Genomic DNA, 16800 nt, shown 5'->3' on the forward strand with positions numbered 1-16800 from the left:
ACTTTTTTATTGATAATTCTAACTAAAACCCCAAACTTAATTGGAGCTCAAGTTGTGCACTTTTGTTTGACAACGTACAATTCTTAACAGAGTAATCGATAAAGAAATTCAGTACATCCCTAAGAAGTGGATTATAACCGGCATATAGGTCATGACTGACATCCCGAATGGCATCAAGGAATTGGAAGTCAATCTGCCCCAAAACATCATTAGAAATGACACCTGCGGCCTGACTACCACCCAAGCGACAGCTTCTATAGAGTCTGATATAGTCACGATCTATGATTTTCCATGTTTCCTTGGCTGTAGTTGCGCTAGCGACATCTGCCTTATAGTTTTCTTCCTGCGCATCAGCCAATTGAAACTCGTATCTCAATTCCGCCTCTTCGCTTAATGCTGGGTCTGTCATCATACTGGAGAATAACCCCATTTCTGCAGAATCCAAATCTTCCCCCTCACTCCTACGGAGGATAAGAGTTATTTGGATACATAGCGACTGCTGTTGAAGCACTTCTACATCTGTCTCGTAAAATAAGTCACTTGTACTCAACCTACGACCGTCACTATAGCCAAGCACTAAACCTATTGCACGGAGCAGGTTGCTTTTACCTGTATTATTATGACCTATTATATCATTCACTCCTTCATGGAAGGGTATCAAAGCTTTCTTGAAGTTTCGGAAGTTTAATATCTTGATTTCCTTGATATACATACTATAATATTTCTTCTATACTATTACCTAAAAAATAGGTATTGTGATTTCGATACTGTGTGATATACTGCCTATGCTACTTCTCATAGAACAAAGATGTTTAACATAGCTACCTTCTATCTCTGAGATAGTAGAGCCTTGATATTCTAATGTGATGTGGGCTGACTTCAACAAGTCGTACACCCATATATCTGTTTGCGCTTCTTTCTTTGACATTAGCGAGTATTTTTACCTAAAAAGGTATGAAGTTCGCCTTAATAAAACGAATAAACACTAAGTATTAACATCAAGGAATGAGTTTGCTTCCCTACATTACAATTAGAGGACAAGATTCTGATAGCACACGAGGGCAAGTTTATCTCTGAAAGTAGAGTTTTATGTTTAGTGAGTCCCTATGATTTCCTTACATTTCCCTCTCCTTCCCGCTATATCCCTGCCTCTTGGTAGAGTATCAAAAGCTCTCTATTTTTGCATCGTCAGACCTGACTGAATGCCCTATGCGCAAGGGCGAGTTATTCATTTCAAAACAATTGAATTATGACGATAAACGAATTACTGGACAAGCCTGTTTGGCAGATGACTGGTGAAGAATTACTTTTCCTTGCACAACACAGTAATATGTCCACGAGCAGGGAATCAACAAAGGCTTCTTCCTCCAAAGAAGAAAAGCGATATGTGTACGGGTTGGCTGGCATTGCACGCCTCTTTGGGTGTAGCCTGCCTACAGCTAACCGTATCAAGCAGAGTGGTAAAATCAATCGTGCCATTACACAAGTAGGACGCAAGATTATTGTTGATGCTGACCTTGCACTGGAATTGGCAGGACGAAAGACAGGAGGAAGATGATGAATACAACAGATTATGAAAACATTTGGAAAAAGTCGCTCATTCATGTAACGGATGAGTTTGCGCTTCCACCAGTTGTATTGCAAGCTGGTGAAGCCATTATAGGTACACTGGGCAATTTCAGTGTTTCCACAGGTAAGGCGAAAGCCAAGAAGACTTTCAATGTGAGTGCCATCGTTGCAGCAGCCCTTATCAATGGGCAGGTGCTGGAATATCAAGCATCACTTCCTGAAAGTAAACGCACTATTCTTTACTTTGACACGGAACAAAGCCCTTATCATTGCCAACTTGTGATGCAACGTATTTTGAGATTGGCAAAACTGCCGATAGACAAGGAACCACAGAATTTGAAGTTCAGTCATCTTAGAGCCATTGCTGACCCTAACGAGCGCAGAGAAATAATCCGCTACGCCATCTACCATACACCCAACGTGGGCTTGGTAGTCATTGACGGTATTCGTGATTTAATGCTTGATATCAATAACTCAACGGAGGCGACTAAATTGGTGGGTGACCTGATGCAGTGGACGAGCGAGCAAAACATCCACATTCAAACCGTGCTTCACCTCAATAAAGGCGACGACAACGCACGAGGACATATTGGCACCGAACTTAACAACAAGGCAGAAACTGTCCTACAAGTCACAAAGGACAACACGCTGCCCGAGCGAAGCATCGTTGCTCCTGCCATTATTCGTTCCAAGCCTTTTGACAAATTTGCTTTTCAGCTCAAGGAAATGGAAGATGGGATGTGCGTTCCCGAAATAGACCACTCGTATTCGGACAATGAGTGCAAGTCTCACCGCTATTCCTATCATGAACTAAGCGACATGGAACATAGAAACGCTTTGAAGCAAACCTTTGTTACAAGTGAAGTCTTGTCCTATGGAGAAATCATTGCAGCACTCAAAAAGGCTTATGCAGAGGTTGTAGGACAAGCGTATGGGCAAACTAAACTCAAAGAACTTCTGCTATTTCTGCTCAACAAAGGTTTGCTGATAAAGGAAGAGCGAGGGAAATATCGGCTCAACAAAGATTATCAGCCCTAAAACCTTTGGTCGGTCGGACGCAGGCTATATATACCTGAACCAACCCGACCAAAGAGAAACAAGTTTGGTCGGTCGCAAAAGGGTGCCTATAGTGTACGACCAACTGACCAAACAAAAATCAACCAGCCTCCAAAAGAAAAAGGTTGACCATCATTCATTTCAAACATCAAAACAAAATCACAATGGATATACAACATATCAAGCAAATCCCAATTACAGATTATTTGCAACAGCAGTGCTATACCCCTACGCGAGTACAAGGCATTCACTATTGGTACTGCTCTCCGCTACGCAACGAAGGTACGCCATCATTCAAAGTAAATACAGAGCGCAACCAATGGTATGACTTCGGAACTGGCGAACATGGAGATATTATTGACCTTGTATGTACTTTACAGCATTGTACCATGAACAAAGCCATTGAGCTTCTAACCGGTTCAAAACAAATACTGCATCAAGATTTTTCTTTTGGCGGTGAAAGAAAAACCTCTAAGTACAAATTAGAAATCATATCTGTGCAATCACTTACCAATCCTTATTTGTTACGTTATATCGCAGAGCGAGGAATATCTCTCAGCATTGCCAATAGATTCTGTTCTGAAATTCGATACAATAATACCAATCGGACATACTATGCCATTGGATTTGCAAACGATGCTGGCGGTTGGGAAATTCGTAGTCCTTATTTCAAAGGTTGCATAGCTCCAAAAGCGATTACAACTATTAGTAAAGGCACAGACGTTTTACAAATCTTTGAAGGGTTTATGGATTTCCTTTCGTGGCAAACGCTAAATCCTTCTTCAACTTGCGATACCATAGTTCTTAATTCTCTGGTTCTTTTGCCACGTATTCAAGAGAAGATAAAAGGCTACAAGCAAGTTGAAAGTTTTCTGGACAATGATGAAGCAGGGCGAAAATCGTTTGACGTTTTGAAGCAGTTTTACCCATCTATCATAGATGGCTCTGTTCGCTATCGAACTCACAAAGACCTCAACGAATGGCTTGTTTCTCAGTCCAAAGTACAAGAAAATCAACCTTCGTTACCAACCACGAAGCGTGGTATCAGAAGATAGTGTTTATTAGGGGAGCAAGTTTGTGTTTTGAGTATCTCAAAACCTACTTACTTCCATCATAGGGAGGTGAAAATCCCGTTGGTCTCATCAAAAAAATAAAAAATGGAACAGAAGAATAAAGGTGGACGACCCACCAAGACATTATCAGAGAAACGGAAATATCAAGTGCTTCTTCGGCTTAATACAATGGAGTACTACACCTTATTGGGAAAATCACGTGAAGCCTCAATTCCTCGAACAGAGTTTTTACGGCAGCTCATTACAAATGCAGAAGTAAAGAGCCGAATCAAGCCTGAAGAAATGCAACTCATCCGTACAGTTTCTGGTATGGCTAACAATCTTAACCAAATTGCCCATCGGCTCAATGCTTTCGGCATCTCTGCACTCAACGAAGAACTGAATGCGCTGAAACAACTTATTCATGAACTTATGAAACGATTGAAGCCATGATAGCCAAGATTATTAAAGGAACAAACTTCAGTGGAGTTGTCAGTTATATGCTTAGCAAAGAGAAAGGAAAAGCTAAGGTTTTAGCGAGTAATAACATTGGTTTTATCGACCAAAACCTATGCGCCGACGAGTTCGCTCTACAAGCCTCTATGCGCCCGAACGTGCAGAAGCCCGTTTGCCATACGATACTCTCGTTCTCTGCCAGCGATGCCGAGCGACTGACAGATGATGTGATGGTGAAGATTGCCAATGAGTATTTAGAGAAAATGGGCTACGGGAATACGCAGAGCCTTATCGTAAGGCACAGCGACCGCCAGCATCCGCACTTGCACATTTGCATCAATCGCATTGGCAATGATGGCAAGACCATCAGCGACCGCAATGAGAAATACCGCTCCACAAAGATTTGCCGAGAACTAACCGAGCGTTACGGTTTGACACTTGGCAAAGGGAAAAAGGCGGTAAATCGCCACCGACTGCGAGGTGAAGACAAGTTGCGCTATGAGATATTCGATGCTATCAAGACTGTGTTACCCCAATCGAAAAATTGGAAAGATTTTATTACAGGGTTAGAACAACAAGGTATTACCACTCGTTTCAAGACGAAAGGCAATACCGATGTTGTTCAGGGGATCATCTTTGAAAAAGATAGATGTAGTTTCAGCGGCTCAAAGATAGACCGCTCGTGTTCTTTCTCTCGCCTCAATGCAGCGATAGAACGAAATTCTCACAAACAAGAGCAAATTAATCTACAAGATGAGCCTATGGCACATCCTGTAGATGAAAGCAATTTTATTACCGACCTATCCGAAGCAATTTGTGAAGTATTTTCTATGCCTACACCAAGTAATGGCGTAGATGTTGATGAACTTCGATTTCAAAAGAAACTCCGCAATAGAGCTAATCGCAAACGTAGAATTTAATCACATCAAATTTATATCAGTATGAATAACGAAATAGCACCTGTTCTTGATATTCTCGAAGAACTTAAACAAGAATGCAAAGCCATCAGCAAAGCACAGGAAGAACTGCGCACTACTCTTGCTGAACAACTGTCCTGTCCAAGAGCAGATAATATTAAAACTCAAGAAGCTGTGCAAATCCATCTCTCGAAAGAAACTCAAGCCAAAATCAAGGAGCATCAACTTTTTGTTTTGGAGGCACTATCAGAGTCGAGTAAGAAGCTCGACCCAAAGTTTGAAACGCTACAAGATCTCATCAGTCAGCAACAAAAGCCTGTAGGATATAAGAACTACTCGCTATTTGCAAGCGTTCAATTAGCCGAGCGTATGCTGCTTTTATTAGTTTGTGGCTTAGTCATGGTTAGTTGTTGGTTCTTTGGTATGGGAGCCAACAAACTGCAAACAGCCTCCGATTACGACCTGCGTTATCGTTATCTGCGTATGCAGGGCAAAGCCAAGACTGTAGACTTCACTCATCTTGACAGCATATTTATAACACATCGCAATCCCAAAGCGATTCAGCAGATACAACAGAAGGTTGTTGATTACGAACAAGCCCTGCAAAGACAAGCTGAGTTGTTGTTACAGCAGGATAAAATCAAGCAAGAACAAAGAAAACTAAAGAAGCATTTGAAGAAATAGTGAACACTCCAAGAAATTGTTTCATACAACTTCTTGGAATGTTTGATAATTAAACTATTCTTTGACCTTCAACTTGGTTAATCCTTTATTTTTATTCTTCGCTTGTAGATACCTTTATCTGTATGAATTTGACAATTATATCTTCTGTATACACTCATAATAAATAGAAATTAATTAGTCATCCAATTTATGGGATTTTCTTTTTTGTCTCCAGATTTCATCATCACTGGCCAACAATATTTTTAAAAAAAGAGTTAGTAATGTACCTCCTTCAATATTTGAGAATTTCTTTCGGTCAAACATACTCGTGCATGCAATGTATACAAGAAAGGATTTTGCAACAATTAAATCAATCTCTCTACCTAGGATGGTTCCTCCTGTCTGTAAGGTCTTAAGTGTAGAAACTGTCAGAAAGAAAAAATACCCAGCATAGATGATGAAATTCAAATTTTCTTTTGTATATAGGAACTTTACCAATTCTCTCATGAATAACTGGTAATGATGATCATTCCCTCGAAATGGAACTTGCCTTAAGATAATATTGCGTATAAATATTGAACCTTGTGATGCAATAATAAAAGGGAGTGTAAGAAAAATAAAAAGCTTAGCGTTTAACGTTATATTATATCCTAACAACTCTATACCTATCACTATAAAAAATATTGGTAAGAAAGAGAAAGCAAACATAAGTATGAGCGTTAGCATTATTGTTAAAAAGGGCATAACCAGGTTGCCTAGCTTTAATATGAAAACTGGAATTGATAGAATAAATCTAATAATATTGCAAACTCTATTCTTTGGTAATGTCTTATCTATATATCTATCAATAGGAATAAATGTTAGTAGCCAAAATGGAATTGAGAGTAGGGCAATGGCATCATATGCATCATGAATATTTGTCAAAAACAAGAACATTACAACAGCTCCTATAGCCAAAATGCCAATTATGATAATCCATGTTATAGGTGTGATAAGAGCTGGAGAATTCATTATCCTATACCGTAAGGTAGGTCTTAATATTTTTTGTATTTGGGTTTTATTTGTACATTCTGAGAAGCCTTTCTTAATCAACTTATAATTATACTGCTTATCTTCTCTATTAAGTTGTTCGATAGGATATTTTAGTATTGTTTTATCTGAAAGCAAAACTAGGACATATTCTTCATCAATAGTACCATATGAGTCCAAAGTATCTGAGCAAAATTTAATATCTACAATTTCCTGATTTCGTTGAATTGCATCTTGTTCAGCAATAAAATGAATAGCATCAGTAACTAGAGAAGCTTCTTCCTTTCCTAGTAGGCTACTACGGCGATACATAAATCCGAAAAGGGCAATAGCACATAATGCAAAAATGCAGGAAATAGTATTAAGAAAAGGGGAAACAACCCATTTCTGAATAAAAAAACAAAAAAGACAAGCTAACAGGAATACAAGGCACCAACCTATGGCTTTTATAAAATAATCGGTGTCATTTAGTACTTTATATTCTATGTCTCCGTTATTATTAGTGTGTACAATTTTAGTTTTTATCATTTTAACTAATCTAAGTTTTTAGTACAAGAAACTATTTTCAAGTTAAGATAACACATTAGTTATGTGGTCCTTGCTAAGCGAAGAACACTCAATATCAACACATCTTGTTCGTTTAATCTTCTCCTATAAATCTGTTAATTTCCTCTTCTACTTCCTCTACCGTAGGTAAAGCAAATTTTAGATTATCGGGAATAGCCTTTGACAGTTGATAATCACTCACACCAATTGGCTGATCGTAGCCAGAGAGTGCATATTGTGCCACGACTTTATCACCACCATTACAGAGGAGCAAGCCGATCGTCTTATTGTCGTGCTCGCCACGTAGGGTGTCATCTACTACATTGATATAAAAGTTAAGTTGCCCCATATATTCGGGCTTGAAAGGTGTTGCTTTGAGTTCGACAACTACGTATGCATGTAGTTGGATGTTATAGAGGATGAGGTCGGCATAAAAATCAGAATCGCCTACTTCAAAATGCTTCTGCTGTGCGACAAATGCAAAGCCACTGCCCATTTCCAAAAGATATTTGGTGATATGCGAAACCAATTGCCGTTCAATGTCTCGTTCTGCCATTTTATCTGTCTGCCCCATCATGTCAAAGATGTAAGGGTCCTTCATCAGATAGTTAGCAAGGTCGCTTTGCGGTTTGGGTAATCGCACAGAGAAGTTGCTCACTTTCGTTGTCGTAATCTGCCGAGCAAAAAGATTGCTCTCTATCTGCATTTGCAGAACATTGCGACTCCACCCATTAGCAACTGCTTGCGTAATATACCAATAGCACTCGCCCAAAGGGAGTTTACTATTAAGCAGAATAACATGGCTCGCCCAGTTAGTGCGAACAATGGCGGAATGCTTGAATATTTCCTCTATCTGACTGATGTCGCAGTGATAGATTGTTGACAATGTTTCAGTAACTTCTTCTAATTGTGCAACAGCCTGTTGCGTAATTGTATTCGATTGATTATCTGTGGATTGAATTAGTGCAACAGGTTGTTGCACTATTTGATTGAGTTCATTAGTCAAGCTCAAAACATTTTCTATTGTAGGAGTCGTGAGCAAGCTATCTATCCTATCCATTTCTTTCAGCTCTTCCAACGGATAAGCACTGGCAAACTGGCACATATAGAAGATATTTCTACGAGAATAGCCTTTCTTATCTGGATATTTAGAACGTATCGCCTTGGAAAGATTATCTATGACTTTGCTTCCCCAACCTTCTTTCTTTTGGAGGTAGAGAATAAAATGCCCTACTTTCCAATAGTGGAAAAGCATATCTGCATTTGCAGAGGCTATCATGCGTACTTGCGTATGCTCAAGGTCAGAACCGATGGCTCGAACAACGAGAGATAAATCTTGTTTCTCTGCTTTATTTATTTCTTGACTCATATTGTTTCGGTGTCATAATTGATTGAATTTACTCATGGCATTTGCCTTGATGTCGTCCGCAATATCTATGTAAGGTTTCATAGCCTTGTAATCGCTATGCCCAGTCCATTTCATAACTACTTGCGGAGGAATACCCAATGCTAGTGCATTACAGATAAACGTTCTACGACCAGCGTGTGTTCCAAGTAAGGCATATTTAGGTGTAACTTCGTCAATGCGCTCATTACCTCTATAATAAGTTTGACGTACAGGCTCGTCAATGCCTGCCAGTTCAGCTAATTCTTTAAGATAATCATTCATTTTCTGGTTAGTAATAACAGGCAACACCTTGTCATCTTCAAATGCCACATCCTTGTATTTATCAAGAATCGCTTTACTATGGTTGTTCAACTCGATAATCAGGCTATCAGAAGTCTTAACCGTTGTAACCTCAATGTGGTCGCCCTTTATATCACTTTTACGAAGATTAAACACATCGGAGTAGCGCAAGCCCGTGAAGCATTGGAAAAGAAATACATCACGCACCCGGTCCAAAGCTTGCTTGGCAGCTGGTATTTCGAACTCTCGGAGTTTGTTCAGTTCCTCCCATGTAAGGAAGATGATTTTCTTCTGTGTACTTTTAAGTTTGGGCTTATAGCTGTCATAGGCATTGTTCTGATGCACACCTTTCTTGAATGCCCAGCGTAAAAACCATTTCAAGAAACTAAGTTGCTTGCCTATGGTAGAATTGCGCATTTCCCTTACCTCACGAAGATAGGTAACATAATCGTTTAGACCTTTTTCATCAAAGAATTCAAATGTAAGTCCATCACGAAAGTTCATTAAATGATTTTTCACAGCAGCAAACTTCTCGTAAGTAGAATCAGTCCAATCATTCTGTCGTCCACAATCTCTCACAAACTCATCGAATACCTTGTAGAAAGCATTAGGTGTTGATTTTCTTGGGTTTACTGCTTCTATAGGTTTGTGCAGCGCATTGAATGCTTCTTTAATTTGTTCAGGGGTTGGCATTATTTCTTCTACTTCAAATTTCTTGAAGATTTCCTGCACCTCTGTATAATAGCCCAAAAGTGAAGCATTGATTTCAGAAGCTGATTGTTTCAGTTTGTTTGTGCAACCGTTTCTTACACGCTGCTTATCAGTATCCCATTTCGCAGCATCAATACGATAACCTGTTGTAAATTCAATTCGTTTGGAAGCAAAATTGACACGCATACGGATAGGCACATTCTCTACAATGAGAACTCCGTCCTTTTTCCTGCTTTCCAACGTAAAGATAATATTTCGCTTGATGTTCATACTTTGGGGTGTTTTGATTTCTGCACCCAAATTTACACCCAAAAATTGATTCTACCAAAGATTTTCCATGAAATCTTATTTTATTAACACTCTACTTAAAATGCTATTATACAACATATTGAACATTTATGATACTATTTGAAGGTTCAAGAGAAAGAGCCTCTCTCTCCGCTAATAGGCTTTAAAAGGTCTTCACAAGGGTCTTCATTTTAGCCTTCAAAAATTAGATAATCGTTGTAAAATCAAGGTTTTACAACGATTTTTCTTTGTATATGCCCCTATCACTTGACGGCATTACCCTATGTGTTGATAGTCATCTTTCGGTCAATTTCTGCTACACTTACTGCTACACAAAATATGTAGCAGCAAAAATGTAGCAGTGACGGGATTTTGAATACTATATTGACAGCATTAATTCTCTCTGTTTCAATATGTTATTAATTAACTTTGCAGCCAAGTGCTACACAAAAGAAAGATGTATTATGAGAACAAATTTCAAGGTATCCTTCTACCTACGCTCAAACTATGAGAACAAAGAAGGTAAATCGCCTGTAATGCTCCGTATATTCCTAAACGGAGAGATGGTAAACTTTGGTTCAACAAAAATTTTCGTAAACAAAACCTTGTGGAGTAATACGACCTGTCGTTTGAAAGGCAGAACGGCAGAAGCTTTGTCCGTCAATGCCGCTCTGGACTCTATTTCTACCATGCTTAACAACGCCTATCGCAGGTTTGAGAATGATGAAACACTCTCACTGGACAAGATTCGTTCGTTCTTCTTTGGAAAGGATAGAGAATACACAACCCTTCTTCCTATCTTTGATAAATTCATAGAAGATATCAGACTGCGTGTGGGTCATACCATCAGCAAAGACAGTTTACAGAAATACAGTGTTTTAAGAAAACATTTTGCAGAGTTTCTTAACTATAAGTTTCGTCGGAAGGATATTGGTCTGACAGAACTTACGCCTTCTGTTGTACAAGACTTTGAGCTATATCTGGGTACGGTTGCAGGATGTGCTTATAATACTTCTGTCAAGAAACTAAAAACATTCAAGACGGTAATCATCTATGCTCAAAAGCGAGGTTATTTACTTCACGATCCGTTCATAAATCATCATTTCCACTTAGAACCGGTGAATCGCGGTTTCCTTACGGATGAGGAGATTATGAAGATTGCGAATAAAGATTTCAGTATACCGCGTTTAGGACTAGTACGTGACGTGTTCATCTTCTCTTGCTTTACAGGTCTGGCATATATAGATGTGTCCAACCTTACGCCGGACAACATCGTTACGCTTGACGACAAGCAATGGATCATGACCAAACGTCAGAAGACAAGCGTGGAAACCAATGTGCTGCTTCTTGACATTCCCAAGCGTATCATCGCCAAATATGGGCATAAGACCTATCGGGACGGTAAGCTCCTTCCGGTACTTACAAACCAGAAGATTAACGCTTATCTCAAGGAAATTGCCGACCTTTGCGGTATCAAGAAGAACCTGACCTTTCATCTTGCCCGGCACACATTTGCCACGATGTCGTTGAGTAAGGGCGTTCCGATGGAAAGCGTGTCAAAGATGTTGGGACATACCAACATTAAGACAACCCAAATCTACGCGCGCATCACCAACAAGAAGATAGAGCATGATATGGAAGAACTGGCTGGTAAACTCGGCAAGTTCAATACGGCAATGGACGTTTAATATAATAATGTGTAATCCCTAAAATAAAAGACTTATGGAAACAAAGAAAGAACTATCTTACTTCCGATTGAAATTAGAGAATTATCTCAGTGAGCATTTCCCCGAAATGCTGAGTGATAAACCATTTATAACGGCAAGAGCCGACGAAGCTCTTACCACCTACTGCGATGCAGTGGCACAAGGCTTCTCGCATCCCGAAGCTGAGAGTATGGCAAGTGAAGTGCTGCATCGAGGACTGCATTTCTCAAAGTATGATACGCTTGTGTCTGTCTTGGAGAATGAGTTTGAGAAAGAACTGCCCTCCCCACTCCCTGAAAGACTGGCACCAATGCTTCTGAAGAATAAGGCTGTGCAAAGCGTTTTCAACAAGTATGAACTGACGGACGACTTTGGCGCAAGTCCAGAGTACGATAAACTCTACACCGAACTGACAGGGACAATCGTTTTGCTCATAGAGGTCAATGCTCTGCCAACCGTCAATAGCGAGAACATGACTTAATGTAACACCATAGGAAGCTTTTGTAGTGTCAAGAGCCAAGATAACTATTCTTCCCCACACACCAAGAGTTTGTGCAAACACTTGGCTTTGTAAGGCAGAATATCTTGTTATTGCTCTTGAACTATTAAAAACTCCGATATGAATATAATCATCATGAATCAAGACGTTCACACACCTGCCTTCATCAAGGCAGACGCATCGAACAAAACCGATAATATCAAGCAGCAGCCGACTTCTCCCAAGCAAGTCCGCCACTTCTTTTGGATACGCTTCGTCGAACTCGCTATCCTGCATTCCGTCGTTATCGGTGTCATTTGGCTTATCTCGAAGATTGTAACGCCACATGTCGTAACTACCGTCTCAGTCATTGCAGGTTTTCTGATACTACGCTTTATAGTACGGGTAATTCTGAGGATAACAATTACGCTGCTGAGCATTCTTTTCTGGCTAGCAATTCTCTGTGCTATCCTGCTATGCGTGCTTTGAGAAGCACAGCTCTGTAAAACCTTCCATTTGATTTCATCAGGTGGTTATCTCGCATTTTGAGATAGCCACCTTTTCTATTTTCCACTACGAGCGTTGCACTTTTGCTTCTTTTCCAATGCTCCACGATATGCGATAACAAGGAGACGGATGCTGTTCCCTTTTTATCCGCAAAGGTAGTACGGGGCTTGTGGCTTTTTTCGAGCCAAGCTCTCAACAACTCGTCAAAAGGTCAGTGCCACTTGGTTTGTCTGGAAAATCTCCACACCTACGGGTAGTATTTCCCGCCAAAACCTTGTGCAAGCCCACCCCGCTACCTCTATTTTGCTACAAAAAGGAATCAGCATACTCATATAAGCCAAAACTTGACAAGTGGAAAGTACAGTCTCGATATTTCCTATACCATCATTCGTCACCTCCGGGAGGATTCAACTCTAATCCTTCCTGCTCTATTTCATCCATCATTTTAGGACTGCTGATGCCGAAGAATTTATGTGCACGTGCATACCGGTAGATTTTCTCGCAGTTGGTCATTATTACATAGGTTATAGAGGTTCGGGGCCAATCGGTTGATGGAATATAATCTGCATATTTGTTACGCATTTTATATTCAGAATTTGCAAGATAACAAAACATTCGTGCTTTTTGTTCCAGATTAAATTGTGCGGCATTCATACCATCTTCATCCTGTAACACCTGATACACATATATTAAAAACTTCTCATTGTAATAAGAGCTATTCTTGCCTGTTGTATTTTTCTCGATGGTTGCTATCAGTTCCGGATGCACAATAAGGTTATTCCCTTTCCCTTTATCAAATATATAACAAAGAAAAGCAAAAGGATTATCCCTTTCTTTATTAAAGAACCACTGGTTCAGTTCTGGACTGCCAAAATAAGAATATCCTGTTAATAAATCATCTAACATTCGGGCACTATTGTAGTAATCGCCAATTTCATCAGCCTCTCCCTTATATCGAGACTGCTCTAACTGCTTCAATGCACCTGTATCATTATAAATCAAGAACTTGTTTAATAATAAAATTTGTTTCAAGGTTGTGTTCTTGAGTTTAATCGTATTGCCGTCAACAGAGATTAAATCCCTGAGAAGCCAATTATAGGTTATGAAGCCTTTATCTTCGATGGCGAAAAAGGAAGAGGCAAAATCGAAACCCTCTTCATGGCTAATATTTACGAATGTTGATGTAGCACTTGTTCCAAGGTCATACCCAAAAACTTGTTTGACTCTTTTGGCAAACAGTTCTTTTGAAGGTTTTTTAAACCCATGAGCATATAGATAATGTTCCACTAAAGGAATCGTTAATAAGAAATCTTCACGAGTTGGAATATACCTTGGCTTAGATTGATCATCACGGAAATCGCCACCAAACCATGCATTCTCCTGTAATTCTATATGTTTTAGCAAGGTATCTCTGTCAATACCCATTTCTTTTAATCTTTCCATACTGATTATGCTATCATATTGAATGTGTGTTGTTTTATGTGATTCCATAGCAACTATGTTCACACGTTTTGAATTTCCTGTACACTGAACAAACATAATTGTCAATGCAAATAAAGGAACTAATCCTAATAATTTTTTCATATCTTTATTTCTTTGAATAATGTACTGCAAAAGTATAAAAATAACATCGAACGGGATTGTGTCGGTTGTGTAATTTCAACTGTAAAAAGTCAACCAGCAAGTGTAATAATTCTTTTGTCAGTAACGGTACTTATATCTGTGCATTTTGGAATATACTGCCTGAGAGTTTGTTGGTGCTCTCGATAGTTTCTTTCTGCCATAAAGAGTATGTATTCATGATGAGACCTCTGTGAGCCATCTATCGCGAGTTGAAAATGACAGATGACCTGTGCTTGAAACACATCAAGTCCGAATACCTTCATTCACCGTTATTCATGACTTTGCCGTTCAACTACATATAACTCGCAGGGAAGAATTCCAATACGGCCACGAAAACGATGAAGGCTTTCAAGGTTATCACCATATTAGGATTTCTTCCAAACTCTTTTATTAATTGAGAAGTTCCCTGCTTTACTCTATTCGCCACTCTCTTTAGGGATGGAAGGAGTGGGCTTTTGGGAGAAGGGAAGGGTTTCAGAGGCTTTCAATCACCCGACTCCCATCTTCCTGTTCCGTGATGCTCACGCGCATTGCGTCATCGGGCAAGATGTCTTCGATGAGTTCGGGCCATTCAAGCAGGCAGAGATTGCCACCATAGAAATAATCCTCGTAGCCCATGTCATAGACTTCGTCAAGCCGTTTGATGCGATAGAAATCGAAATGATAGACCGGGGCGCCATTGCCGGCCGTATATTCGTTGACGAGAGCGAAAGTGGGCGATGTGATGACGTCTTCAACGCCCAGTTCCTCACAAATCGCCTTGATAAAAGTGGTCTTTCCGGCCCCCATTTTCCCATAGAAAGCGACGACCTTACTTGTTCCCATGCCGACCAAGAACGCTTTGGCAGCCTCACGAATGTTGTCTAAAGATGTTATTCTTATTTTCATATTGTTTGATGCCTCCCCCATTGCCTTGCCACGACTTGGAAAAGGACTGCTATTTGGTTGATATTCATTTTGTTTTTATTACCTTTCCGCGCATCGTACCTATCGGAATGAGCATCTCTTCCATGGAAATGCCACCATGCTGAAAGGTGTCTTTGTAGTAGGACACGTAGTAGTTGTAGTTATTGGGGTAGGCAAAGAAGGCATTCCCCGTTGCAAAGACATACGAAGAACTAAGGTTAGGCGCAGGCAGATGGGCCTTGTGCGGGTCTCGGATTTCAAATACTTGGCGTGCATCATACGTCAGGTTCTTGCCCAACTTATAGCGCAAGTTAGTATTCGTGTTGCGGTCTCCGATGATTTTCAGGGGACGGTTGGTACGTATGCAGCCATGGTCTGTGGTGACGACCACCTTACAGTCCGTAGCGCTCAAGATGCGGAACAGTTCGGCTATCTCTGAATGCCTCAACCAGCTTTGCGTGATACTGCGATAGGCACTTTCGTTATTGGCCAACTCACGCATCATGCGCGACTCTGTCCGTGTATGTGAGAGCATGTCGATAAAGTTGACGACCACCACATTGAGATCGTAACGCAAGAGCTCGTTGAAGCGAGCCAACAGTCGCTCCATCGACTGCGAGTCGTTGATTTTATGATAGCTGAAAGTGTCGTGTCGGCGATAGCGTTGGATTTGCGTCGCAATGAGTTGCTCCTCATTGAGGTTCTTTCCTTCTTCTTCGCCTTCATCGACCCAAAGGTCTGGGAACATTTTCTGGATTTCATCGGGCATCAACCCGCTGAAGATGGCATTGCGGGCATACTGCGTGGCCGTGGGCAGAATGCTCATGTAGAGTTGCTCTTCGATGTCGAAACTGTCGGAAAGCTCATCAGCAAGCATGCGCCATTGGTCGTATCGGAAGTTATCTATCACGATTAGGAACACACTCTCCTTTTCATTGAGAAGCGGAAAGACCTTTTGTTGAAAGAGACGGTTGCTCATCAGCGGCCGGTCGTCGCTACCTGACATCCAGTCCATATAATGTCGCTGTATGTATTTGGCGAAACCGTTATCGGCATCTTCTTTTTGCGCTTGCAACATCTCGGTCATCTGGCTGTCGGTGGTGCTCAGTTCCAACTCCCACTTGACCAAACGGCGATAAACGGCAACCCAGTCGTCGAAGTTTCTGCACGCCATCATCTGTAAGGCTATGTTTTGAAAGTCTTGCCGGTAGCTGCTTTGAGTCACTTCGGTGACGATTTCGCGCTTGTGAATGTTCTTTTTCAGCGCAATAAGTATCTGATTGGGGTTGACAGGCTTGATGAGATAGTCGGCTATCTTGCTCCCGATGGCTTGGTTCATAAGGTCTTCTTCCTCGCTTTTCGTCACCATCACGACGGGAGTCGCAGGCTGAATGTCCTTGATTTTCTGCAAGGTTTCGAGCCCAGTCATGCCGGGCATCATCTCGTCGAGCAAGATAAGGTCGAACGTTTTCTCCCTACAAAGCGCGACAGCATCGGCGCCATTGCTCCTTGTCGTGACGTCATAGCCTCGTTTCTCAAGAAAGATGATGTGCGCTTTCAGCAGGTCTATCTCATCATCAACCCATAATAACTTTCCATTACTCAT

The 16800-nt window shown here is 40.6% G+C and carries 16 protein-coding genes; 9 read left to right on the plus strand and 7 right to left on the minus strand.

Features of this window, described 5'->3' with window-relative positions:
* Positions 1–22: 22 nt before the first annotated feature.
* Positions 23–712: an AAA family ATPase gene (locus tag HMPREF9944_RS10285; protein WP_008566187.1), complete on the minus strand. Its 690-nt coding sequence runs from the start codon at positions 710–712 to the stop codon at positions 23–25.
* 537 nt (positions 713–1249) lie between these two features.
* Here HMPREF9944_RS10285 and HMPREF9944_RS10290 point away from each other — a divergent pair.
* The 6 genes from HMPREF9944_RS10290 to HMPREF9944_RS10315 all read left to right on the plus strand — a co-directional run bounded on the left by HMPREF9944_RS10290 (position 1250) and on the right by HMPREF9944_RS10315 (position 5734).
* Positions 1250–1558 (plus strand): DUF3853 family protein, encoded by a 309-nt coding sequence (locus HMPREF9944_RS10290; RefSeq protein ID WP_004375873.1) that lies wholly within the window; start codon positions 1250–1252, stop codon positions 1556–1558.
* On the plus strand, positions 1555–2607 hold the full coding sequence (locus tag HMPREF9944_RS10295; RefSeq protein WP_008566189.1) for an AAA family ATPase: 1053 nt from the start codon (positions 1555–1557) through the stop codon (positions 2605–2607). The genes HMPREF9944_RS10290 and HMPREF9944_RS10295 overlap by 4 nt, the downstream gene beginning before the upstream one ends.
* A 182-nt stretch (positions 2608–2789) precedes the next feature.
* The gene (locus HMPREF9944_RS10300) at positions 2790–3680 is read left to right on the plus strand and encodes a CHC2 zinc finger domain-containing protein (RefSeq protein WP_008566190.1); all 891 of its coding nucleotides are present in this window, start codon (positions 2790–2792) and stop codon (positions 3678–3680) included.
* Positions 3681–3782: 102 nt separating this feature from the next.
* The gene (locus tag HMPREF9944_RS10305) at positions 3783–4130 is read left to right on the plus strand and encodes a plasmid mobilization protein (RefSeq protein WP_008566191.1); all 348 of its coding nucleotides are present in this window, start codon (positions 3783–3785) and stop codon (positions 4128–4130) included.
* Positions 4127–5053: a relaxase/mobilization nuclease domain-containing protein gene (locus HMPREF9944_RS10310; RefSeq protein ID WP_008566193.1), complete on the plus strand. Its 927-nt coding sequence runs from the start codon at positions 4127–4129 to the stop codon at positions 5051–5053. The genes HMPREF9944_RS10305 and HMPREF9944_RS10310 overlap by 4 nt, the downstream gene beginning before the upstream one ends.
* Positions 5054–5074: 21 nt before the next feature.
* Positions 5075–5734: a hypothetical protein gene (locus HMPREF9944_RS10315; protein WP_008566195.1), complete on the plus strand. Its 660-nt coding sequence runs from the start codon at positions 5075–5077 to the stop codon at positions 5732–5734.
* A gap of 174 nt (positions 5735–5908) precedes the next feature.
* Here the strand turns inward: HMPREF9944_RS10315 and HMPREF9944_RS10320 are convergent, their stop codons facing one another.
* From HMPREF9944_RS10320 to HMPREF9944_RS10330, 3 genes are all read right to left on the minus strand, one after another.
* Entirely contained in the window at positions 5909–7270 is a 1362-nt protein-coding gene (locus tag HMPREF9944_RS10320) for a hypothetical protein (RefSeq protein ID WP_008566197.1), read from the minus strand.
* A gap of 112 nt (positions 7271–7382) precedes the next feature.
* Positions 7383–8657 carry a PDDEXK nuclease domain-containing protein gene (locus HMPREF9944_RS10325; RefSeq protein WP_008566198.1) on the minus strand — a complete coding sequence of 425 codons (1275 nt, stop codon included), beginning with the start codon at positions 8655–8657 and terminating at the stop codon, positions 7383–7385.
* Positions 8658–8669: 12 nt separating this feature from the next.
* Positions 8670–9956, minus strand: coding sequence for a site-specific integrase (locus HMPREF9944_RS10330; RefSeq protein ID WP_008566199.1), 1287 nt, complete (start codon positions 9954–9956; stop codon positions 8670–8672).
* A gap of 482 nt (positions 9957–10438) precedes the next feature.
* Here HMPREF9944_RS10330 and HMPREF9944_RS10335 point away from each other — a divergent pair, with 482 nt between their 5' ends.
* The 3 genes from HMPREF9944_RS10335 to HMPREF9944_RS10345 all read left to right on the plus strand — a co-directional run bounded on the left by HMPREF9944_RS10335 (position 10439) and on the right by HMPREF9944_RS10345 (position 12647).
* Entirely contained in the window at positions 10439–11662 is a 1224-nt protein-coding gene (locus HMPREF9944_RS10335; protein ID WP_008566200.1) for a site-specific integrase, read from the plus strand.
* Between the two features lie 34 nt (positions 11663–11696).
* Entirely contained in the window at positions 11697–12161 is a 465-nt protein-coding gene (locus HMPREF9944_RS10340) for a DUF1896 domain-containing protein (RefSeq protein WP_008566201.1), read from the plus strand.
* 138 nt (positions 12162–12299) lie between these two features.
* On the plus strand, positions 12300–12647 hold the full coding sequence (locus HMPREF9944_RS10345) for a hypothetical protein (RefSeq protein ID WP_008566202.1): 348 nt from the start codon (positions 12300–12302) through the stop codon (positions 12645–12647).
* Between the two features lie 402 nt (positions 12648–13049).
* Here the strand turns inward: HMPREF9944_RS10345 and HMPREF9944_RS10350 are convergent, their stop codons facing one another.
* The 3 genes from HMPREF9944_RS10350 to porX form a co-directional block, all read right to left on the minus strand.
* Positions 13050–14249, minus strand: coding sequence for a hypothetical protein (locus HMPREF9944_RS10350; RefSeq protein WP_008566203.1), 1200 nt, complete (start codon positions 14247–14249; stop codon positions 13050–13052).
* A 513-nt stretch (positions 14250–14762) separates the two neighbouring features.
* Positions 14763–15176: a tRNA (adenosine(37)-N6)-threonylcarbamoyltransferase complex ATPase subunit type 1 TsaE gene (tsaE, locus tag HMPREF9944_RS10360; protein WP_044113656.1), complete on the minus strand. Its 414-nt coding sequence runs from the start codon at positions 15174–15176 to the stop codon at positions 14763–14765.
* Between the two features lie 64 nt (positions 15177–15240).
* Complete coding sequence (gene porX / locus HMPREF9944_RS10365) at positions 15241–16800, minus strand: T9SS response regulator signal transducer PorX (protein ID WP_008566206.1); 1560 nt, start codon at positions 16798–16800, stop codon at positions 15241–15243.

Source organism: Segatella maculosa OT 289 (genome assembly GCF_000243015.1).
GTDB lineage: Bacteria > Bacteroidota > Bacteroidia > Bacteroidales > Bacteroidaceae > Prevotella > Prevotella maculosa.